The 24,467-nt window shown below is 39.2% G+C and carries 13 protein-coding genes and 3 rRNA genes; 11 read left to right on the top strand and 5 right to left on the bottom strand.

The window, feature by feature from the left end:
* The first annotated feature begins 93 nt into the window (after window positions 1-93).
* The 11 genes from ACFOOI_RS09350 (at window position 94) to rrf (ending at window position 17,682) form a co-directional block, all read left to right on the top strand.
* On the top strand, window positions 94-3,447 hold the full coding sequence (locus ACFOOI_RS09350) for a TonB-dependent receptor (RefSeq protein ID WP_379837331.1): 3,354 nt from the start codon (window positions 94-96) through the stop codon (window positions 3,445-3,447).
* Between the two features lie 12 nt (window positions 3,448-3,459).
* Window positions 3,460-4,965, top strand: coding sequence for a RagB/SusD family nutrient uptake outer membrane protein (locus tag ACFOOI_RS09345; protein WP_379837329.1), 1,506 nt, complete (start codon window positions 3,460-3,462; stop codon window positions 4,963-4,965).
* 54 nt (window positions 4,966-5,019) lie between these two features.
* Window positions 5,020-6,192: a glucuronyl hydrolase gene (locus tag ACFOOI_RS09340; RefSeq protein WP_379837327.1), complete on the top strand. Its 1,173-nt coding sequence runs from the start codon at window positions 5,020-5,022 to the stop codon at window positions 6,190-6,192.
* Window positions 6,192-7,403 (top strand): alginate lyase family protein, encoded by a 1,212-nt coding sequence (locus ACFOOI_RS09335; protein WP_379837325.1) that lies wholly within the window; start codon window positions 6,192-6,194, stop codon window positions 7,401-7,403. Before ACFOOI_RS09340 ends, ACFOOI_RS09335 begins: the two co-directional genes overlap by 1 nt.
* 406 nt (window positions 7,404-7,809) lie before the next feature.
* Window positions 7,810-7,941, top strand: coding sequence for a hypothetical protein (locus ACFOOI_RS09330; RefSeq protein WP_379837323.1), 132 nt, complete (start codon window positions 7,810-7,812; stop codon window positions 7,939-7,941).
* 13 nt (window positions 7,942-7,954) lie between these two features.
* On the top strand, window positions 7,955-9,409 hold the full coding sequence (locus ACFOOI_RS09325; RefSeq protein ID WP_379837322.1) for a hypothetical protein: 1,455 nt from the start codon (window positions 7,955-7,957) through the stop codon (window positions 9,407-9,409).
* A 49-nt stretch (window positions 9,410-9,458) separates the two neighbouring features.
* Window positions 9,459-10,784 carry a lysyl oxidase family protein gene (locus ACFOOI_RS09320; RefSeq protein WP_379837320.1) on the top strand — a complete coding sequence of 442 codons (1,326 nt, stop codon included), beginning with the start codon at window positions 9,459-9,461 and terminating at the stop codon, window positions 10,782-10,784.
* A gap of 142 nt (window positions 10,785-10,926) precedes the next feature.
* Entirely contained in the window at window positions 10,927-11,958 is a 1,032-nt protein-coding gene (locus ACFOOI_RS09315; RefSeq protein ID WP_379837318.1) for a hypothetical protein, read from the top strand.
* A 967-nt stretch (window positions 11,959-12,925) separates the two neighbouring features.
* Window positions 12,926-14,431: ribosomal RNA gene (locus ACFOOI_RS09310) — 16S ribosomal RNA — on the top strand.
* A gap of 209 nt (window positions 14,432-14,640) precedes the next feature.
* A 23S ribosomal RNA gene (locus ACFOOI_RS09305) occupies window positions 14,641-17,458 on the top strand.
* Window positions 17,459-17,570: 112 nt separating this feature from the next.
* Window positions 17,571-17,682 (top strand): 5S ribosomal RNA (gene rrf / locus ACFOOI_RS09300).
* The 16S, 23S and 5S rRNA genes sit together here, the layout of an rRNA operon.
* A gap of 57 nt (window positions 17,683-17,739) precedes the next feature.
* On the opposite strand, the gene ACFOOI_RS09295 is transcribed toward rrf, so the two are convergent.
* From ACFOOI_RS09295 to ACFOOI_RS09275, 5 genes are all read right to left on the bottom strand, one after another.
* A complete protein-coding gene (locus tag ACFOOI_RS09295) occupies window positions 17,740-17,952 on the bottom strand; it encodes a hypothetical protein (RefSeq protein WP_379837316.1) in 213 nt (70 codons plus the stop codon).
* A 730-nt stretch (window positions 17,953-18,682) separates the two neighbouring features.
* A complete protein-coding gene (locus ACFOOI_RS09290; RefSeq protein ID WP_379837314.1) occupies window positions 18,683-19,240 on the bottom strand; it encodes a hypothetical protein in 558 nt (185 codons plus the stop codon).
* Between the two features lie 735 nt (window positions 19,241-19,975).
* Entirely contained in the window at window positions 19,976-21,001 is a 1,026-nt protein-coding gene (locus ACFOOI_RS09285; RefSeq protein ID WP_379837312.1) for a glycoside hydrolase family 5 protein, read from the bottom strand.
* Between the two features lie 199 nt (window positions 21,002-21,200).
* A complete protein-coding gene (locus tag ACFOOI_RS09280; RefSeq protein ID WP_379837310.1) occupies window positions 21,201-22,694 on the bottom strand; it encodes an APC family permease in 1,494 nt (497 codons plus the stop codon).
* Window positions 22,654-24,327, bottom strand: coding sequence for an APC family permease (locus ACFOOI_RS09275; RefSeq protein ID WP_379837308.1), 1,674 nt, complete (start codon window positions 24,325-24,327; stop codon window positions 22,654-22,656). Before ACFOOI_RS09275 ends, ACFOOI_RS09280 begins: the two co-directional genes overlap by 41 nt.
* Window positions 24,328-24,467: the final 140 nt, after the last annotated feature.

Raw genomic sequence — 24,467 nt, 5'->3', positions numbered from 1 at the left:
ACTTAGGCTTTCTTCTTATCTCAATTTCCCAAAAAAGATAAGAGATGTCTTTGTTTAAATTCTTACGAAACCTTACAAAAACAATCAAAAGTAATGAAAAAAAAATTACAATGGAATGGAGTATTCCTCAAAATCATGAGAATATCAATTACGCAAATTTGCTTGGCGGTGATGTTTATCGGAATTACCTACGCTAAAGACCTTAGTGCTCAGGAATTTTTAGAGAAACGGCTATCGTTAAAAGCTGAAGAGAAAACCATTAAAACTGTCCTTTCTGAAATAGAATCTGAAGTAAAGGTAAAGTTTGTATATAGCCCAACGGCCATAGAAGCCAACAGAAAAGTGTCTGTAAATGTCTCAAACAAAACTCTCAAAGAGGTGTTGGATTCATTTCTTGATCCGCTTCAAATCAAATATAGATTAACAGGCAATAAGATTATATTGAGATACCAAAAAAACGAAAAGAAGGTGTCTTTAATCACAAATCAAAACACTTATTCGAGTCCACTTTTTGTAGCTAAAAATATAAGCGGAAAAGTTAGCGATGCCGACAATGGCGGCGGTCTGCCGGGCGTAAGTGTCAGTATAAAAGGTACTTCGCAAGGTACCACCACAAACAGTAGCGGAGAGTATACCTTAAGTGTACCTGACAATTCGTCGGTGTTGGTTTTTAGTTTTGTAGGTTATTTGCCTAAAGAAGTGGTGGTAGGTGCAAACACCGTCATAAATGTGTCTTTGGGAGTGGACAACAAAACCCTCGAAGAAGTGGTGGTAGTAGGTTATGGCACCGTGAAAAAGAGTGACTTGACGGGTTCGGTTTCTTCTGTTAAAGCCGAACAAATATCGGCCTATCCGGCAGGTGGACTTACCCAAGCTTTGCAAGGAAGAGCGGCTGGAGTGCAAATCCAGTCAAATAACGGTGACCCGGGATCTTCATTTAAAATCAGAATTAGAGGTGGTAGCTCGATTAATGCCAGCAGTGATCCCATTTTTGTGGTTGATGGTTTTGTGGGTGGCACACTGCCTCCTCCCGAAGACATCGAGTCCATAGAAGTGCTAAAAGATGCTTCGGCTACGGCCATTTACGGTTCAAGAGGAGCAAACGGTGTGGTAATGGTAACCACCAAACAAGGAAAAGAAGGTAAAACGAGGGTAGATTTTAATACTTCTTATTCTTTTCAAAATGAGATAAATAGACTAGTCTTACTAAACGGACAGCAGTATACAGACTACATGAAAGAAGTGCTGCCAAACTATGTTTCACCCGGTGAAAACACAGATTGGCAAGACCAAATTTTCAAAACAGGAGCCATTCAAAATCATCAGTTGTCTTTTTCAGGTGGAAATTCTTCTATCAAATACTACGTTTCGGGTTCTATTTTTGACCAAAATGGAATCATAAAAGGAACCGATTTTAATAGATACTCATTGACAAACAATTTATCGTTTAAGGTAAATGAAAAAATGAGGATCGGCATGAATTTATTTGCCCAAAGAACCAATAGAAACGGTACCCGTACGCAAGAAGCTTCGGGTGGTGCCAATACTGCCGGTGCGGTTTCTTCGGCGTTTAAATTTATGCCCAACCAGGGAATTTACAATGCCGACGGCACATATACATTGGCTTTACAGGGTGACCCTATCGACAATCCCTTTGCAATTGTGACGGAGTTGCAAAACCAAACAGTGAATGACCGGCTGCAAGCAAATTTCTCTTTGGATTATGATGTTTTTAAAGACCTAAAATTCAGAACTACTTTTGGTGCTTCTATCAATAACCAAAGAGACGCGAGTTTTCAGCCAACTACGCTTAATCAAGGGAGAACAGTCGGTGGTGATGCCACTCAAGACGGCGATAAAAATACCAATGTAATCAATGAAAATTATTTGACTTATACCAAAACAATAGGCGGAGTTCATAATTTAAGTGTTTTGGGTGGCTATTCATTCCAGAAGTTTACGGGTGAAAGTTGGGGAGCAAGAGCTCAGTCGTTTATCACCAATGCCGTTTCGTTTTGGAACTTAGGGTCTGCGGCTGTTTTTCAGGCACCAAATTCTAACCTTTCTGAAACCCAGTTGTCTTCTTATTTTGGAAGAATAAACTACGGTTTTCAAGATAAATATTTACTGACTTTTAATGCCAGATATGACGGTTCTTCTAATTTTAGTAAAAACCAAAAATGGGCGTTTTTCCCTTCTGGAGCAGCTGCATGGAATATCATGAACGAGGACTTTATGAAAGACGTAAAAATCTTCGATTCTTGGAAAATCAGAACAAGTTATGGCTTAACGGGTAATCAGGCTATCGGTCCGTATCAAACCTTGGCGAGGTTCTCTTCTACTTTGGCCATCATAAATGGCAAACAGGTGAATGCCGTTCGTCCAACTACGGTTGCCAACGATAATTTGACATGGGAAACCACTGCTCAGTTTGACATCGGTACCGATATTGGATTTTTAAACAACAGGTTCAATCTTACTTTTGACTATTACAACCGAGTAACACGTAACCTTCTTTTTAGTGTGCCATTGCCACAATATTCTGGTTTTCAGACACAGCTAAAAAACATCGGTAAAGTAGAAAACAAAGGATTTGAGATTGGTCTAAATTCTAAAATACTTACGGGAGATTTTAAGTGGAATGTAGACGTAAACCTTTCGGCAAACAAAAACAAAGTGCTCGAGTTGCCCGACAATGCAGACATACAATATGGAGCAGGTCCTGGCCATATGATTGGTTTGGGAAATACCCAAATACTTCGAGTAGGGGAGCCTGTGGGTAGTTTTTACGGCTGGGTGTATGACGGCGTTTATCAAACCGGCGATGCGTTTTTGCCTGGTGGGGGATTTGAAACTGTGGTAGGTGGAGAGAAGTTTAAAGACCTAAACGGCGATGGAAAACTAGATGCCAATGACCGCCAGATTGTAGGAAACCCAAATCCTAAGTTTATATGGGGCTTAAACAGTGATTTTAAATACAAAAACTTTGACCTCAATATTTTCTTTCAGGGTTCGCAAGGAAACGACCTCTTGAGTTTTACATTGTTAGAGATAGAATCTATGGCGAGTCCATATAATTCTACCACGAGGGCCCTCGATAGATGGACGCCAACCAATACCAACACTGACGTGCCCAAACGCTCGCTTTCGAGAACCCAACGTGTGTCTACCAGATGGGTGTATGACGGCAGTTACGCCAGACTAAAAAACCTTGCACTTGGATATAACCTACCGATGAACAAAGTCAAAATAAACGGCGTAAACAAAATTAGGCTATACGGTAGTGCTCAAAATATTTTGACGTTTACCAAATATCCGGGCTATGACCCTGAGGTTAACTATAATTCGTCGGGTAGCGGAAGTAATGCCAACCGAAACTTGGGGCTAGACTACGGCAGTTATCCAAATGCAAAGTCGTATACAATAGGATTAAATGTTGGTTTTTAAACAAAGAAAAAAATGAAAAAATTAGTATATATATTCGTAATCGCCTTTGTGTCAAATCTGACTTTCTCTTGTGCAGACTTGGCCGAAAATCCGGTAGGTTTACTTTCTCCTGAGGGTTTTTATAAATCAAAAAAAGACGTAGAAAGTGCTATTTTCGGAGCCTATGGCAGCATTGCCTCTGAGCCACTTTTTGGAAGACAGTTTTTGTCTGCTCTAATGCTGAGAAGCGACATGGTAGATATTGGAAACAGGGGAACATCAGCTGAGCGTATTCAAGTAAATGACTTTACGATGGATGCCTCAAACGGTATGGTGGCTAGGTTTTGGCCCATTTGGTTTCAGGTTATCAGTGCTGCCAATTCTGCCGAGGCAGGGGCCAAATCTTTGGGTTTGTCAGAAAACGAAATTAACCCGCTCATTGGCGAAGCCAAGTTTATCAGGGCTTTTAGTTACTTCCATTTGGTGAGGTGTTTTGGTGCACTTCCGTATCTCGATAGTTTCGTAAGTGATCCTGAAAGCGTAAAGACCGTAGGCAAAACTTCAGAAGAAGAAATCTACAAAAAACTTATTACGGATCTTGAGTTTGCGAAGCAATGGCTTCCTGACAAGCAAGTAGGCGATGTAAGAAGTAGACCTTCAAAAGGTGCAGCGGCGGCATATTTGGCTTCTATTTACATGACGTTAGGAAACTATCAAAAAGCCTATGCAGAAGCTAAATATGTAATAGATAATAAAGATAAATTTGGTTACAGGTTGGAGGCCGACTACCAAGACTTATTTGTGGCTACTAAGGCCGATGTAATCAAGGAGACCATTTTTGCGGTAGATTTTTTGGGGAATATTAACTCAGGAAGTTTTAATGACGACCTCATGGGGCCAATGGTAGGAAACAGGCTGCCAGAAGTGGGCGGTTTTGGTGTATTGGTGCCTTCTCTTAAGGTTTATAGTACTTGGGACAGCAGAGATTATAGAAAAAAAGTAAGCTTTCAAGATACACTTGTTTTGCCTACCAAAGTTGTGCCATACACGGGTTTTCCTGACCCAAGACCACACATAGACAAATGGAGACGTTTCCCTGGAAATGCCGGTGCAGGAGCCAGATATTCTGATTTTAACTATAACGACATGCGTTATGCAGAGGTACTTTTAATAGCTGCCGAAGCTATCGGAGAGCTTTCAGGCCCAAATGAAGAAGCCTATGGATACTTAAACCAAATAAGAAGCCGAGCAAGAAATGCAGCAGGAAAACTGAGGACTTTTCCCGAAAATGTGCCCACAAACCTTAACAAAGCTGATTTTATTAATTTAGTTTTGGAGGAGCGTAGGCTTGAGCTTGCGTTTGAGTTTAAAAGATGGTACGACATAAAAAGAAGAAAACTCGGTGACGTAGTTTTTAAAGGGCCAAATTCGCTCGAGCCACGCTCTGCATTTGACGCCAGCAGAGACTACCTGATGCCAATACCAAGCACCGAAATCGCAATAAATCCAAACTTGGGTCCACAAAACCCAGGGTACTAAATAGTCTATTTATTTCCACACAACTTTAATTAAAACCTTAACTGTCAATATAAAATGTCTAAAAAAACGGTTTGTTTTTTTCTCTTTATTCTGATTTCTTCAGGTTTTGGCTTTGCCCAAAAACTAGAAAGTAAAATAGAAAGTCAATTAAAGTATTCCTTATCCGAAATAGAGAAATCTCAAAAACGAAACCCGAAAGGCGTAAGTCCGAGGTCAATGAGAGAAGATACACTTTTTATGGTTCCTTCAAAAGACTGGACTTCGGGTTTTTATGCCGGAAACCTCTGGTATACATACGAGCTAACGCAAAATCCATTTTGGAAACAAAAAGCAATAGAATTTACGGCTCCGATTGAAAAAGAGAAATTTGACAGTACCACCCACGACCTTGGTTTTAAGTTGTTTTGCAGTTTCGGAAACGGAAACCGAATAGCACCCAATAAAGCTTACAGAGACATTATTATTCAAGCTTCATATACGCTTTGTTCTAGGTTTTCGCCAGTTGTTGGGTCACTTAAATCGTGGAATCACAGCACCGACAAATGGGTATTTCCGGTAATCATCGATAACATGATGAACCTCGAAATGTTGTTTTGGGCGTTTAAAGAAACCAACGATTCGCTTTTTTATAAAGTGGCTGTAAGTCATGCAAACACCACCATGAAAAATCATTTTAGGGCAGACGGGAGCTCGTATCATGTGATAGACTATAATCCTAAAACCGGGGAGGTGCTCCAAAAAAACACCCACCAAGGCTACAGTCATGAGTCTTCTTGGGCTCGTGGGCAAGCCTGGGGTTTGTATGGCTATAGTATGTGTTACAGAGAAACCGGCGACATGAAATACCTACAGCATGCCGAACGAATCGCAGATTTTATATTAAACAATCCGGCATTGCCCCAAGACCTTATTCCGTATTGGGACTACAATGATCCCAAAATCCCGAATGCCCCCAAAGACGTTTCAGCAGCCGCAATAACGGCTTCAGCACTGTTTGAGTTGAGTACGTTTACAACTCTCAATAGTAAAAAATATAGAAACGTAGCGGAGCTGATATTAAAAAATATTGATACCAAACATTGGTGCAAAATAGGTACAAAAGGCGGCTTTCTTTTAGACAACAGTACCGGGCATTTGCCCGGCAATCATGAAATAAATGTACCTATCGTATATGCAGATTATTATTATTTAGAAGCACTGTTAAGAAGTAAATCGTTGAAGCAATAATGAAAACAAAGTGTAGTTTTTATTCAAAAGTAATTGTCCTTTTATTATTTTTTATAATTCAAAAAAGCGATTCTTTTGCCCAAATTCCACAAACCATTGAGTTAGATGGTAATCATTTGATAGCCATTAAAAACGCAATTTCAGCTGATTTATCTGTTCAATACAATGATTTGATTAAAAAAGCAGATAAACTTTTGGCTGAAAATAAGGTGTATTCGGTGATGGACAAGAACCAAGTTCCTCCAAGCGGAGATAAGCACGACTACATGAGTATTGGGCCATATTGGTGGCCAGACACCACCAAAGCAAATGGGCTACCCTATATCAGAAAAGATGGACAGGTAAACCCAGAATATCATACCATTACAGATACTGACTATATGGATTACATGATAGACGACGCCCAAATTTTAGCATTAGCTTATTATTTTTCGGAGAAAGATAAATATGCTTCACATGCAGCCAAATTATTAAAAACATGGTTTTTAGATGAAAATACGAGGCAGAATCCGAATTTGAATTTTGGTCAAGGCATTCCCGGAATTAACACCGGTAGGGGTATAGGAATTATTGAATCTAGAAATTTCACCAAAGCCATTGATGCTTCTATTTTAATCAAAGGTTCAAAGTTTTGGTCAAACAATGACGATGTTTTATTGAAAAAATGGTTTTCAGAATACTTAAACTGGCTAATTACCAGTCCAATTGGTATAGACGAATCCGACGAACACAACAACCATGGTACCTATTATGACGTTCAAGTGATAGATTATGCTCTTTTTGTGGGGAATAATTCGCTGGCAAAATCGCAAATAGAAATCAGTAAGAAAAGATTAGAAACACAACTAGAAAAAGACGGAAGTCAACCACACGAATTGGCAAGAACCGCATCGTGGAATTACGCAAACATGAACCTGCTGGGCTTTATGACTATCGCCAGATTGGCCGAAAACCTAGGTGTAGACCTATGGAGCTATCAAACTGAAAACGAAAAGAGCATTAAAAGTGCCTTAGATTGGATGATTCCATATTACACCAATGAGAAAAAATGGAGCCACCAACAAATCAAAAAAGTGGAGTTTGATGTAGCCTCTAATATTTTGACATTTGCTTCACTTAGATATAAATCTGATCATTACAATCAAATCCTTCAATCTTTATTTTTTTTACGGAATGGTAATTCTAGTGATATTCTTCTTTTTGTTCCCTAATTCTATTTCTTGTTTTATCTAAAAATAACATACTTTTTTTCTTCTTTTTATCGTTCGGGAAAAGTCCACAAAAAGGATTTTTATTTATATTTTGGAATGTTTTCCAAAATATGGATTATTTCCAACAGGTGTTTTATATTTAATTTATTTTTGACATAATTATTTTAGAATATTCCAAATAAAATTATTAAATGGGTATGTTTTGCTATAATCTATTGGATATTAGCATATTATACTTTTGTTTTTTTTTCTTTTTTTTATAAATATTTTATTTATTTGGTGTCTGAAGTAAACTTTTTGGCATTTAAATTGTATAACTATTTAATAAAATTTTCATTGTTTATTTGTCTGACATTCAAATACTTGGAGGTTTTACCAAGATATACTTTAATAAAAATGTTTCCGTATGAAAAATCAAGATGCCCCAAGCAAAAAAAAATACACAAAACCGAAACTTAAAAAGCTAGGAAGTGTAAATAATCTCACACTCAAAACAGGCTCTTTGTCTGACTTTGGAGGAAATAAGTATACACCATAAAATATCGCATAAAATGAAGAAAATATTACTCATATTCGGAATATTACTAATTCTTAGTGAAAATTCATTTGGTCAATGTACTTCTTGTACATATACATATAGTGGAGGCCCAGGGACCAGTTTTACTGTGAACACTGGAGAAACTTTGTGTATTACTTCAAATTTGACAAATCCTACTATCAATGGTGGCAATGGTACCATTTGCGTAGCTACGGGTGTTACCTTACAGTGGGACGGCCTAAGTGCCAATTCAGGTTGGACTATAAACAATTATGGAACTATTAATACTTCCTTAAATGGGGGGCAAGGAACTTTAATATTAAATAATAAATCAGGAGGAACATTTAATTTCACTACTACCAACGCCATAAACTTCTCTCAGAATGGCGGCCAAACTATGCTTTTAAGTAATGAAGCAGGTGGAACTTTAAATGCTTTAAATACTTCTTTGTTTAATATTGGAAATGCTGCCACTGTCACAAATAATGGAAATATGTATGTTTCAAAGATGGAAAATGCAGAAGGACAAGTTAATAACTATTCATATTTAAAAGTAAATACCGAATATTATAACCACGGAGGTCTAATTAACAATGGTCTAATAGAGGTAAATAACCTTAAAGTAACGGATAAAGCACTTCCCATGACAAATAATAAATTCATTATTGTTAAAACTGGAGGTGCTGATATCGCCGGTAATATGGTTAATAATGGCAGTATCGATATACAAGGGGGAAACTTAAATATATCAAAAGAAATTTCAGGTACCAATGGTTGGATACATGTAGCCGCTGGAACTTCCACCATTCAATGTGGTGGTAAGTATTTCGGAACAAATCTTAAATTTTGTGATGTAAATACTGCAGGAAATGGTCCTGATTCTCAGTGTGCTAACGCGGGGACTTATAATGCCACTGTTGATTGTTTTTATACCGCTAATTCTGCATTTCCTATAAAAGTGCAAAGTTTTAAAGCTGAAAATCAGAAAGATAAGGTTAAGTTATCGTGGTTTACCTCTGATGCTTTGGATTTTGAAAGTTTTGAAGTTCAAAAATCCTTTGATGCCAAAAGCTTTGAGACCATAGAAAGTGTAAATTATGATGCCGATAAAGCTGCTTATTCTACTTTTGATCTAAATCCAAAGTATGGCGTAAACTATTACAGACTTAAACTTCTTAGCAAAAACAACATAATAGATTACTCTAAAATAGTTTCTGAAAGGTTTAACGAATTCAATGAATTTGTCGAAATCATAAATCCGATTCAAAACAGAACGATTAGCGTAAAAACCAATATTGAGAACCCAACTGTAGTGTTAAGAGACATTATCGGTAGAGAGGTTTTTTATGTATATAAGCAAACTTCAAATGGCTTTGAATTAACAGTCCAAAGAACTTCTCCTACATTATTGGTTTTAAAAATAGGAGGTTTGTATGAATCATTTTCAAAAAGGCTGATTTTTGAATAGTATGTTTGTCTGAAAATCTCTAATTTAGATTTTCAGACAAACTTTTTTTATGAAACTATTTGTATTTCTCTTTTTCTTCTTGCCTTTTTGCTCGTTTTCTCAAGTGATTTTTTCACAAGGTGGAGCCATTACTGATTTCAATGGTATCGTCAGAACCGACACTTTTAGAGTACAAGTAAATAATGTAAAAGAAAACTTAAGCCCAACATTCGGCCTGTCAAAAGTCTGCATCAATATTTATCACGAAAAAATTTCCGATCTAAAAATAGAAATTCTTGCTCCAGATGGCACCAGAGTATGGCTAACAAATAGAAACGGCGACGAAAGTGCCACTCTTTATTTTAATACCTGTTTTGCTTCAAATGGTTTCTCAGGCTTTGTTCACCAAGGTAAATATCCTTTTACAGGTGAATATATTCCAGACGGCAGATTAGAATTTATAAATAACGGACAAAACCCAAATGGCGAATGGAAAATCCTGATTGCCGATCTTAGAGAAGGGAACACCGGAAGTTTAAATTATTTCTCTTTACAGTTCGAAAAAGACCCTAATCCAAACTCTGCACAATCGGGATGCAGTGAAACCAACCCAGCAGCATGCAAATGCCCAGACGGCACTTTTGATTGCGTATTATTACCTGATTTGGCTATTTTAGAAAGATTTACTCAAAGTCAAATAAAAGAATATGCCTTTGATGACAAAGAATATCCGGGTCAACTGCGTTTTGCCGCCACCATTGCCAACATTGGTTCAGGTCCGATAGAAGTAAGTGGAAATAATCAATGGTTTTGCGGCGATCAAAAAGTGGAAGGTTCAATAGTTTGCCCTAATGGAGAATATTCAAGACAAAAGTTAACGCAAAAAGTTTATGAGTTACACAATCAAAAAATAACAAGCACTTTAGTAGAAGCAGGTTCAAATTATTATGATTCAAAACCAGGGCATAATCACTTCCATGTAGACTCATGGGTAGAATTTAGGCTGCTAAAAAAGACGTTTTTCAATAAACGCAAAATCATTTGTGAAGGTACAAAAGTAAGTTATTGCTTGTTTGATAATGGTATTTGTAACGGTGTAGACAGTCTTTGCAAAGTTCAAGGGCAAGTTTATACTTCTCAAAATCTATTAAACTATGGCTTCGGTAGCTTCGCCGATTGTAAGTCTGGCAATCAAGGTATCAGTGTTGGAGGTTATGATACCTACGGTATGCTCTATGAAGGGCAATATTTAGATTTGCCCAAAAACCTTAAAAACGGGGTGTATACATTGGAAATAGAAATAGATCCAGAAAAAAAATATAAAGAAAGCAACAGGAAAAACAATACCTATTCTCAAGAAGTGACCATTTCGAAACAAAATAGAAATGGACATTAAGGTCTCCACAGTGAAATTTCAATGTATAGAAGCATAATTCTCTTTTAATAATTCATTTTTTTTAAAACTCTTCAATCTTTTTCTTTTTCAAAAGCGTAGATGTTTCAAGTTAAAAAATTGACAAACATTAATTCGCTAAAAAATGAAAAAACACGCAAGACTATTTTTCCTAGCCGCCACAGCATTGGCATTTTCAGCATGTGAAAAAACCGATTCCATGGAATCCATGGTTACCCCTTCCCAGTCAGCGGTATTATATGCTACTAATAATTCCAACGGCGATATTTCGGCATATGATCTAAAAAGCTCAAATATGATGACCACCACATTTGCCACCAGTTCTACTGCTGCAGACGGTGTCTATTTTGATGGAAGTACAGGCACACTCCTTCAAGTTTCTCGTTCATCTAAGGGTATTGAAGGTTTTAAAGTTACATCTTCAGTTAATTTAGGAGGCATTTTAAACGTAGCCTTAGATATTGACGGATCAAAAGACATGGAAAGTCCAAGAGAAATGGCCGTCAGTGGAAACTTCTATGTAGTTGCAGACAATGCCGATGTAGACAAAAACACCGCTACGCCAGACGGAAGGCTATTTATTTACCAAAGAAATGGAAATAGTTTTTCTTTAAGAAATGTAATCACAACAGATATTAAGCTTTGGGGTATCACATTTATAGGCAATGACCTTTATGCAGTAGCAGATGCTGACAATAAACTTGGGGTTTACACCAACTTCTTAAGTAATACCTCAAATATGACGTTGACTACATCTAAAAAAGTAGCGATTGAAGGAATAGTTAGAACGCATGGCTTAGATTATGACGCGAGTACAGACACAATGGTGTTAACCGATATAGGTGACGCCACAAATACCCAATCAGACGGAGGCTTTCAGGTTATCACAGGTTTTAAATCAAAATTCAATTCAGTTTCAAATAGTGGAACAATAGCCGCAAAAGATATGATTAGAGTAAGTGGCCCTATGTCTAACTTGGGCAATCCTGTAGATGTAGCTTACGATGGAGAAACCAAAACAGTCTATATAGCAGAAGCTGGTAATGGCGGAGGTAGAATATTGTCATACACAAACATTACAGCCAATGGCGACATGGCCCCCAAAATGAACCAAAGTCTTGCCGCTGCTTCATCTGTTTATTTATATAAGAAATAAATCCCCTAAATCATACATGGTTTTTAAGGCAGACTTTTGGGTCTGTCTTTTTTGTTTTCAGATTAGTTACCTTTTAAAGAATTATTGATTGTATAAATACAGAATAGAAAGATAGACCTTATATATATGTAGGAGTTTAAGAGAGGCAATGAAAATACTAACCTATATATCGAATTTGCCTTACCTATATATATTAGTTTTTTGCAAAATAAGTTGAAGCTAAATTTCCTTCTCCAAGATCTATTAATTAGCTATTATAATTTAGAGAGTCACAAATCAAGGATATCTTAAAATATGGATATTAATTTCAGTTATATATAAACCAAGATTTTTAGTTTGTTCGAGTTTTTTGAAATACAAAAGGCTCTTATATTTTTGGAATTTGGCATTATGAATAAAAGAAAGAGCAAAAGCTCTCACGTATAATTATTTTTATGGTTAGAGAAAATACTTTCAAAAAAGTTTGAAGTTAAAATATCAAGGCCAAAAAGGTAGGAGAACGCTATTTTGGATTAAAAAGGCAAGAATTTTATAAAAAGTGGCGAGTTAAAGAATAGGATTAAATAAAGAAGGTTTATAGAGATATGAAGTATTTAAAAATGTAAGTAATTGGGGTTAAGTAAGTTTAATAAAAGGGGTAAAAAAGATATGCAAGTATAATTTGGAAATGCGGAAAAGTAAGTGGTATCTTTGCACTCCCAAAACGGCAGAGGCCTTGGAGTTAAAGCGGAAAGAGGGAAATAAAGTTCATAATAATTCTTAAATTTTTTTCTCTTAAAATTTGGAATGTAAAAAAAGGTTATTACCTTTGCACCCCGGTTGAGAGATAGGGAAAAAATAAGGAGCTATTAGATAGCACAAGTTCACGATATAGAGTGGAATAAAGTTCATTAACTTGTTGGGGATATAAACAAAGAAATTATACTAAGAATTTAAGTTAGGAGATCTTTTCGTATTAAAGTAATTTACTATGGAGAGTTTGATCCTGGCTCAGGATGAACGCTAGCGGCAGGCTTAATACATGCAAGTCGAGGGCCTAGCAATAGGACCGGCGAACGGGTGCGTAACGCGTATGCAACCTACCTGTATCAGGGGGATAGCCCTAGGAAACTGGGATTAATACCGCATAATAATAGGAATGGCATCATTTTTATTTGAAAGATTTATTGGATACAGATGGGCATGCGTAGGATTAGCTAGTTGGAGTGGTAACGGCACACCAAGGCGACGATCCTTAGGGGCTCTGAGAGGAGTAACCCCCACACTGGCACTGAGATACGGGCCAGACTCCTACGGGAGGCAGCAGTAGGGAATATTGGGCAATGGAGGCAACTCTGACCCAGCCATGCCGCGTGCAGGAAGACGGTCCTCTGGATTGTAAACTGCTTTTGAATGGGAAGAATGTGCTCCTTGCGAGGGGTAATGACGGTACCATTAGAATAAGCCACGGCTAACTACGTGCCAGCAGCCGCGGTAATACGTAGGTGGCGAGCGTTATCCGGATTTATTGGGTTTAAAGGGTGCGTAGGCGGCTTAGTAAGTCGGTGGTTAAAGGTAGTCGCTTAACGATTTTACATGCCACCGATACTGTTGAGCTTGAGTTATTTGGAGGCAGCTAGAATTTCCGGTGTAGCGGTGAAATGCATAGATACCGGAAGGAATACCAATTGCGAAGGCAGGTTGCTACAAATATACTGACGCTGATGCACGAAAGCGTGGGGATCAAACAGGATTAGATACCCTGGTAGTCCACGCCGTAAACGATGATTACTAGTTGTTGGGTTTTCGGACTCAGTGACCAAGGGAAACCGATAAGTAATCCACCTGGGGAGTACGCCGGCAACGGTGAAACTCAAAGGAATTGACGGGGGTCCGCACAAGCGGTGGAGCATGTGGTTTAATTCGATGATACGCGAGGAACCTTACCTAGGCTAGAATGTGAGCGAATTATTCAGAGATGGATAAGTCAGCAATGACGCGAAACAAGGTGCTGCATGGCCGTCGTCAGTTCGTGCCGTGAGGTGTTGGGTTAAGTCCCGCAACGAACGCAACCCCTATTGTCTGTTGCCATCAGGTTATGCTGGGGACTCAGGCAAGACTGCCTACGCAAGTAGAGAGGAAGGAGGGGACGACGTCAGGTCATCATGGCCCTTACGCCTAGGGCGACACACGTGCTACAATGGTTGGTACAGAGTGCAGCGAGCTAGCAATAGTAAGCGAATCACAAAAAGCCAATCACAGTTCGGATTGGGGTCTGCAACTCGACCCTATGAAGCTGGAATCGCTAGTAATCGCATATCAGCCATGATGCGGTGAATACGTTCCCGGACCTTGTACACACCGCCCGTCAAGCCATGGGAGTTGGGTAGACCTGAAGCGGAAGGTAAAAGACTTCGTTAGGGTAGAACTAGCGACTGGGGCTAAGTCGTAACAAGGTAGCCGTACCGGAAGGTGTGGCTGGAACACCTCCTTTTTAGAGATAATCGGTCGCAAGATTGATGAAATAAACAAAGGAAGGGTCTTGAAGACTAAAAAAAGGTATAATGGAGAGTTTATATTCCCACCGACAAGTTATGTTGGTATAGTAGCGATATTATATCACAATTTTAGTGGTTTTGTAGGAATACAACGAACTAGAGGAACGTACATTGACATGATGGAAAAGACTGAGAAAAGAAATAACGAGAGTTAGATAAGGGCGTACAGAGGATGCCTAGGGTCTCAGAGGCGAAGAAGGACGTGATAAGCTGCGATAAGCTTTGGGGAGGTGCACACAACCGTTAATCCAAAGATTTCCGAATGGGGCAACCCTCTCATCTGAAGGATGAGAATTTATACTAAGTATAAAGGCGAACGTGGGGAACTGAAACATCTAAGTACCCATAGGAGAAGAAAACAAGAGTGATTCCGTAAGTAGTGGCGAGCGAACACGGACCAGCCCAAACCTAGCATGTTACGGCATGTTAGGGGTTATAGGACTGCATTTAGAAATAGATTTTAAGTTGAACAGGATGGGAAACCTGACCGTAGAATGTGAGAGTCATGTAAACGTAAAGAATCTAGGACGAGCAGTATCCTGAGTAGGTGGGGACCGGTGAAATCCCCTCTGAATTCGGCAGCACCATCTGCCAAGGCTAAATACTCCTGAGACACCGATAGTGAACTAGTACTGTGAAGGAAAGGTGAAAAGCACGGGGAGTACCCGGGTGAAATAGAACCTGAAACTGTACGCCTACAAGCGGTCGGAGCTACTTTGTGTAGTGACGGCGTGCCTTTTGCATAATGATCCTACGAGTTACTTTATCGAGCGAGGTTAAGTTTTTAAGGAACGTAGCCGAAGCGAAAGCGAGTCTGAATAGGGCGAGTAGTTCGATGGAGTAGACGCGAAACCTAGTGATCTACCCATGGTCAGGTTGAAGGTTGGGTAAGACCAACTGGAGGACCGCACCGGTATACGTTGAAAAGTGTTCGGATGAACTGTGGGTAGGGGTGAAAGGCTAATCAAACTGGGAAATAGCTCGTACTCCCCGAAATGTATTTAGGTACAGCGTCGGCGTTGAGTCTTATCGAGGTAGAGCTACCGATTGGATGCGGGGGAGTCACATCCTACCAAATTCAGACGAACTCCGAATGCGATAAGATATAGCCGGCAGTGAGGGCTCGGGTGCTAAGGTCCGAGTCCAAGAGGGAAAGAACCCAGAACTACTGCTAAGGTCTCTAAATTTATACTAAGTTGAACAAAGGAAGTCTGACTGCCGAGACAGCCAGGATGTTTGCTTGGAAGCAGCAATCATTTAAAGAGTGCGTAACAGCTCACTGGTCGAGCGGGGCGGGCATCGATAATAAGCGGGCATAAAGTATAATACCGAAGCATAGTCAAAGTAGCAATACTTTGGGTAGGGGAGCATTCTGTATGCAGCGAAGATATTCCTTGAGGAGTGTTGGAGCGTACAGAAAAGCAAATGTAGGAATAAGTAGCGATAATGAATGTGAGAACCATTCACACCGAAAGACTAAGGATTCCTCCGCTACGTCAATCAACGGAGGGTTAGTCGGCCCCTAAGGATAATGCGAGAGCAGAAGCCGATGGGAATCAGTTTAATATTACTGAACCAGTGTATACTTCGAAGTGGGGACGGATTTTAAAGCTTCATACGTAGAGACGGAATTCTGCGTTGAGATGCGTCTTCGGACAAGTCGAATGAGGGGATAAGGTTCCAAGAAAAGCCAATAAGAATAGGTATATACTGACCGTACCGCAAACCGACACAGGTAGTCGAGGCGAGAAGCCTAAGGTGCTCGAGTGAATCACGGCTAAGGAACTAGGCAAATTAACCCTGTAACTTCGGGATAAAGGGAACCAGCAGCAATGTTGGTCGCAGAGAAATGGCCCAGGCGACTGTTTAACAAAAACACATGGCTATGCGAAGATTAATGTCGACGTATATGGCCTGACACCTGCCCGGTGCTGGAAGGTTAAGAGGGGATGTCATCGCAAGAGAAGCATTGAATCGAAGCCCCAGTAAACGGCGGCCGTAACTATAACGGTCCTAAGGTAGCGAAATTCCTTGTCGGGTAAGTTCCGACCTGCACGAATGGTGTAACGATCTGGGCACTGTCTCAGCCGTGAGCTCGGCGAAATTGTAGTGACGGTGAAGATGCCGTCTACCCGCCACGGGACGGAAAGACCCCGTGAACCTTTACTATAGCTTAGCGTTGTGACTGGATATTTGATGTGTAGGATAGGTGGGAGACTTCGATGCTGCGTCGCCAGGCGTAGTTTAGTCAACGTTGAAATACCACCCTTTGAATATCTGGTTCCTAACCCCGAACGGGGGACATCGCTTGGTGGGTAGTTTGACTGGGGTGGTCGCCTCCAAAAGAGTAACGGAGGCTTCCAAAGGTTCCCTCAGCACGCTTGGTAACCGTGCGTTGAGTGCAATAGCAAAAGGGAGCTTGACTGTGAGACCTACAAGTCGAGCAGGATGGAAACATGGGTATAGTGATCCGGTGGTTCTGCATGGAAGGGCCATCGCTCAAAGGATAAAAGGTACTCCGGGGATAACAGGCTGATCTCCCCCAAGAGCTCATATCGACGGGGAGGTTTGGCACCTCGATGTCGGCTCGTCACATCCTGGGGCTGGAGAAGGTCCCAAGGGTTCGGCTGTTCGCCGATTAAAGTGGCACGCGAGCTGGGTTCAGAACGTCGTGAGACAGTTCGGTCCCTATCTGTGGTGGGCGTGGGAAGTTTGAGGGGCTCTGATTTTAGTACGAGAGGACCGAATTGGACATACCGCTGGTGTATCTGTTGTCTTGCCAAGGGCACGGCAGAGTAGCTAAGTATGGACGGGATAAACGCTGAAAGCATCTAAGTGTGAAACCCACCTCAAGATGAGACTTCCATAGAGGAACGTTGGAGACGACGACGTAGATAGGCTACAGGTGAAAGTGCAGTAATGTATGCAGCCGAGTAGTACTAATGAACCGATAAACTCTCACTTTTTTAATTTTCAGTCTTTTCTATTGGCAATGTGTTACAAGCAATTGTAGTACAGAGCAATGTCAAAAATATTAAAAGCTTCTAAAGAAATTTAGAAACTATTGAAGACCTTCATGGTGTCAATAGGGCGGGTGAACACCTCTTCCCATTTCGAACAGAGCAGTTAAGCCCCGCACCGCCGATGGTACTTGGATCAAACCCGGGAGAGTAGGTAGATGCCAGTTATTTATTGAAGAACAAAGACCTCAACAGAAATGTTGGGGTTTTTTTGTGCCCAAAAACTACTGCGATTTTTTTATTCGCTGGGTAGGGATTTTAAAAGTTATATTTTGAGCTAAATCCAGGAGAGTAACGTGCTGGTGTATCAGTGGTGTGGCATTCCAGTAAGTGGCAGGTAGTTTATTAAGGTCAAAATTCTCAGCAGAAATGGTGAGTTTTTTTGTGCCTAAAATGTAAAGCGATTTTTTAAATCGCTGTTTAAGTTTGGTTCCCATTTAGTGCTTGTTTATAGGTTATACTGAATCTTTTTCGAAGCAAGTAGTAGTCGAGAGTTTTTGGTACTTGAATCGTTAATTAATCTCGTCTCCGTTCGATTTGACAAGGGCCTCCGCTCGATTTGAGGGTGTGGGCTCGGTTTGGCAATCTTGTCTGCTCGAGCGTTAGTCTAGAGCTGCGGTACTTTAATCGCCAATGAATCTAGTCTCCGCTCGATTTGACGGTGTGGGCTCGGTTTAGTAATTTTATCAGCCCAACTGTACCAAGCATGTCTACTACCTATATTTGGATAGTTAAGGTATAAATTATTTGCAATATTATACCTTGCGGCTTTATCAAATGAAATTGGTTCTTCATCATAATTATCTCCAATTGGAACGTTGAATAACTTAGAACCTGTATCTGTCCAAACAATTCATTGTCCATCTTCAAGCCAAAATGCACATTTTAATATATCGGGTCGGTATTTCTTTGAAATATTAACCCTTACTTCTCCTTTTAAGACACAATTATCATTATCTGTTTGTGAACAAGGTATAACTAAAATTTTGGTAAGCTTCTCGCATGTAATATTAGCAATAAATGTTGAATTCAAAATAGTTAATTGATCAAATACCGCCTTCTTTTCTTCGCAGGTTTTAAAAATAGAATTACAATTTTGAGTTGCACTTATTCTTCCAGATGATGTATTTTGATTTATATATGAACTTCCACAGCTTGCACAAGCTTTTAATGATTGGGGGAAGCTTTTAATTCTGCTATTGATGTTGATACATCATTACTTTGAGTAGGATCTAAAGCAAAAGCTGTTTCTAAATTATTAATTTCTTTCTCTATTTTAATTATTTCTGCACAAGTGCCATTTAAAGCTGAAAATAAATCTCCCAATATATTGGATACTTTTTCATAAGCGGTTAAAGCGTCAGCAATAACCAAATCCACATCCAAAATCCTACCCCAATTCGGATCATACTGCGTAACCACATCTCCTGCTGCCATTTCGTAGCAGGTGTTTACTACTAGATTTGTGAAGTCTACGGCTATTTTTTTGGCTACTATTTCGGCTACCAGTCGCATCTCTACATAACCGGTGCCTATGTAGCCACTTGGGTCACCTGAGCTTATTTCGGTTATTACTACGGTGTAGTCTCCTGCCGTAAATTTGTCGCCCGGGGCTAGGCTAACTCCGGCCGCTTGTATGTCGGGCAGGTGTACGTCTACCGGTGCTCCGCATGCCACTTCACCGTAGTTATTGCAGGGTTTGGCGTTTACTTGGGCTTCTGCCACACAGTTGGTAGTATCAAATTGGCCACCTTAAACTCCCTCACGGAATTTTTCCAGTTGTTGGGGCTAATGCACTGCAAATAATACGTTCCAGGTCCGGTGACGGTTATAGTTGGAGTAAGGTATGTGTTAAACAGATGACCGGCGGTTTCAAAAAGATTTACCGAAGCGGAGTTTTGCCTAAAGGTTTCTTTTGCTGCTTCGTCTTTGAGTACGTACCATTTGTAGATGTAGCCTGCTGGGGCGTTTGTACCCGTTAATGTAATATTTTGGCCTACACATGCCTAGTTTGGATCTGTGGGTATTGGGATTATTTCGCTTGGAGCGTTTTAAGCTATGATGATTTTCAGCTGATAGAACTTATTTATTTAGTAAGAGTGGAGTAAAGAAGAGAGTAGAGCGATTTTTCAAATCGCTTTTTCCAATCATTAGTGGAGTTTTTTTGTAATTTTTTGTTTGCTAAAGCTGGATACTCGAGCCATACATGCTTCTAGTTTTTTTACAAAAAATGGTCTACGGTGTTTGTTTTTTTTACCATTAATTCAATACTAAAACAACCTTCTTAATATTAATTTGTTTGATAAGGAAATAGAAGAAAACTGCAATTCTTTAATATGATTTTGAACGCAAAACTGTTACTTCTTTAACTTGATTTGCAGCACTATAATTTTTTTTTATGATAAATTTAAAAACGCGAAATAACTATTCGTGTAGAAAATTTCGCTTTTAATATTTCATTTAATTCTTCGCTCGAATTTCTTTTCTTACCATCAATCCTGAGGTGCTTAGGTCGCTGAGAGCCCAACTGCCATTTTGATTTGCGTTTGGTTTTAGGGCTGCTGACAGTTCTGATTTATCGGCTATGGACCAATTGCAATGAGAAATTCCATTCTCATCTAAAAAAGCCCACCATTTGGCTGCTTCTTCAGTATCTATTGAACCATCTCCAGAGGCTTCAGAAACTCCGTATTCTGTTACAAATAGGGGTACTCCAGCGTTTATTGCAGCCTTGGCTATATCCCTAAGGTTTTGTTTGTGGGTAGCCGAATAGTAATGTAGCGTATAGGCCACATTTGGGTCAGCGATTTTATTATTAATGACATCATTTACATTTTGCGACCAGTTTCTAGTTCCACAGATGATTAGATTATCGGGGTCATGTTTTCTAATTTCCGCTATTACGGCTTCATGGTAGGGTTTTAATACACTTGTCCATGAAACATTTAAGGGTTCGTTATACGGTTCATAAATAATATTAGGAACATCTTTATATTTTTGTGCCACCTCGCTAAAAAATGCTTTCGCTGCTTCAAGGTGTTTTTCGCCATTGTGATCATGCCAATCCACAATTACGTAAATGCCTTCTTTTATGGCAGCGTCTATCACGGTATATATTTTTGCTTTTTCCACTGCCTTGTTTTCCAGATATCCACCGCTTTCTATGGCCATAGCTGCACGTATCACATTACATTGCCAATCTTTTTTTAGCCAATTTACTACGTCTGCATTGTAATATTTTCCTATCCATTGCGACCAAAATAATGACATTCCTCTAAGTTGAACAGGTTTGCCATTTTTGTCTACTATTTTATTATTAACTATGCTTAGTTGACCATACTCAGCAACAGCCTTTACGGGTATTGTATCTGTATCTATAGTGGGTTTTGTATCTACTGTTACGGGTACAAATACATCTTTTTTTACTTCTTTTGTAGTGCAAGAGAAAACAAAGGTTAGTAGGGCAAGTAGATAAATTTTATGCATTTTTTTACTTTTTTGAACAAAGGAATTTGCATAAATATACGTTTAAAATGAATTTTGACATAATAATATAAATTAAAAATAGAATTAAAGTTTTATTGAAAAATGTGAAACCTTGTGTTTTTGAACTTAATAATAGTTTAAACAAAAAAAACAGATACGTGAGCATCTGTTTTCTGAAATTTCAATAGGAAGATTATTTCTATTTCGCAGTTCTTTTAAATGCATAATACACCGGCACTCCGAGTGCCACTATTCCCAATCCTGGGAAAGTGAATTGCGGTTTTTCTATAATTAAAATTACAACCAAAGCTGAGGCTACCACTATATATATCAAAGGCAATATCGGATAAAGTGGAGCTTTGATAGGTCTTGGTTGATCGGGCATTTTTTTTCTTAAAACAAAAACACCCAAAATTGTAAATACATAAAACAAGATAACGACTCCCATCAAGAAGTCTAGTAAATCGCCATATTTACCTGTCAAACACAAAAAACTCGCCCAAATCCCTTGCCACCAAAGTGCGGTTTTAGGTACACCGTTTGAATTTAAAGTAGAGAAACTTTTGAAAAATATGCCGTCTTTGGCCATTTGATAATATACCCTTGCACCCGAAAGTATCAGGCCGTTATTACAGCCAAAAGTAGAAATCATAATCAAAATAGCTACCACAATAGAGAACTGCTCGCCACCCAGCACAGTTGCGGCTGCTGCTGCCACTCGGTCTTCTGAAGCAAACTGGATTCCTCTACTAAAAGCGTCTATACCATCTGGGGATCCTTTTAATGGGAGAATACATAAATACGTAATGTTGACTAAAAGGTAAAGCACGGTAACCAATAATGTACCGATAGCCATTCCTCTTGGTATAGTCTTGTGCGGTTCTACTACTTCGTCACCCGCAAATGTTAGTCCATTCCAAGCATCGCTTGAGAAGAGCGTACCTACCTGTGTAACGCCGATGGCCAAAATTATTCCAATTCCTGATAGTGGTACTTTGTTCCATACGTCGCCGATTTTAGTGAGCTGCTCTCCTTCAAAAAGGTGCGAGAAGTTCATTTTGACCACTTCCATATTTGCTCCTAAAAACAAGCCGATGATGATAATTAACGCGATAGCCAATAATTTGGTACTGCTGAAAATATTCTGAAGTATTTTCCCTTCTTTTACTCCTCGAGTATTTACCCAAGTAAGTAACAATATGCTACCTATGGCCAAAAGTCTCTGAGAGGTTAGTTTAAATGAAGTATCTCCTAATGTAAAAAAAGTGATGTTATCGTTGATGATTTTTGGCATTAAAACACCCGTATACTTGGCAAATGCCACTGCTACGGCAGCTATAGTGCCTGTTTGAATAACCGCAAAAAACGACCAGCCGTATAAAAAGCCCACTAGTTTTGAGTATGCTTTTGATAGAAATACGTATTGGCCTCCTGCTTGAGGAAACATGGCGGTGAGTTCTCCATAACACAAGGCGGCTACCATGGTGATACCTCCAGCCACTAACCAGGACACTAAAAGCCAGCCTGTGGAGCCAACTTGTCGGGCTACATCGGCACTTACTACAAAGATTCCAGAGCCAATCATTGAGCCCGCTACAAGCATGACGGCATCAAAAAGTTTAAATTCTCGTTTAAATTCCGCCATTTGGGTTTTATAATTTAGGTAGGTTGAGTTTGCTGTTTTTATGGCCATAAGAAATGTAAATTACCATTCCTATTGCTAACCAAATTAAGAACATACGCCAGTTTGTCCAGCCTAGTTCTGACATCAAATACAGGTTAGTTAAAATACCCAAAACAGGAATTATTGAGAAGTTATATTTGAAACCAAGAATAGAAAGTATAAGCCAAGCAGACCAGAAAACTCCAAGAAGTGGTTTTTCAGCAAGAAGCGTATCAAAACCAAAGCTATATTGTACCCAAACTGCGGCTAATATAAATAATGTGCCGATGATATATTTTCCGTTTAAATAAGGCACTTTGAATTTGCTTTCTTTGCTCAATCCTTTGTAATCCATGAACAAGATACCCGCACAAACCAATATAAACGCGAAGAAAGTACCGACACTAGTTAAGTCTATAAAAAACTGCATATTCATAAACAATGAAGGAATACCTACCAAAAGTCCAGTAATAATTGTAGCAAAAGCAGGAGTCTTATATTTTGGATGTACGCTAGAGAATTTTTTTGGTAAAAGACCATCTCTACTCATAACCATCCAGATTCTCGGCTGTCCCAATTGGTATGCCAAAAGTGCACTTGTGATAGCAATAACGGCACTTACTGAAATGATACCTGCCATCCAGTTTATTTCTAATTTTTCGAAAACATAAGCTAGCGGATCATTAACACCAAGTTCTTTATAACTCACCATGCCAGTCAATACAAGCGAAATAACGATATACAGAATAGTACAAATGACTAAGCAATATATCATGGCTCTTGGTAGATCTCGCTGCGGGTCTACGCATTCCTCGGCAGTGGTAGAAATAGAGTCAAAACCAATAAATGCAAAGAAAACGGAGGCCACGCTGAGCATTACGCCGTTCATGCCGTTAGGTGCAAATGGAACCCAGTTGTCTGTTTTTACATAAAATACGCCTCCCACTATTACCAAAAGTATTACTCCCATTTTGATGTATACCAATATGTTGGTTGCGTTTTTAGACTCTTTTATCCCGATATAGATAAGTGCAGTTACAAGTGTAGTTATTATGCCTGCCGGAAGATTAAATATAATTTTTAAATCACCAATCATAGGTGCTATCTCATAGATTTTGGCTAGTTCAAATGTATTTGAAGGCAAACTAGAGGTGGTGCCAGCTGCTACAGCATTTGTTACTTGCTCAAATGCAGTTTTGGCTGTTCCGTGATCTATAGCTAAATACCTTGGAAAATGGACATGAAAAACGTTTTGCAACATACTGACGAAGTATTCGGACCACGAAATGGCCACTACCATGTTTGAAACCGCATATTCTAATATTAAGGCCCAGCCTATTATCCAAGCGAAAAGCTCACCAAAAGACACGTATGCATAAGTGTAGGCACTTCCACTCACAGGAACTGTAGATGCAAACTGTGCATAGCTCAATGCAGTAAAAACGCATGCGATAGCAGTAAATACAAAAAGCAGAGAAACGGCAGGTCCGCCATTAAAACTTGCTCGACCGATGGTACTAAAAATTCCGGCACCAATGATTGCCGCTATACCAAAAAAAGTGAGGTCTCTAAGGGTAAGTATTTTGTTAAGGCTGTTTTTGCTGCTCTCAGACTCTATGAGAATTTGACCAATTTGCTTCTTTCTAAATATATCTTTTATCATAAAATATTGATGAATATAAACTCAAATAAAACTATTTGTTTCCAAAAATCGATAAAGTAAACCACATAATCGCTTTATTTTTTATTTAGTTATCCTCTTTTTTGTGATTTCGCTCATTTAATCTAAATGTTTTATGGATT

Source organism: Lacihabitans lacunae (genome assembly GCF_042649125.1).
GTDB lineage: Bacteria > Bacteroidota > Bacteroidia > Cytophagales > Spirosomataceae > Leadbetterella > Leadbetterella lacunae.
This window is presented reverse-complemented; position numbering and strand designations above follow the sequence as displayed.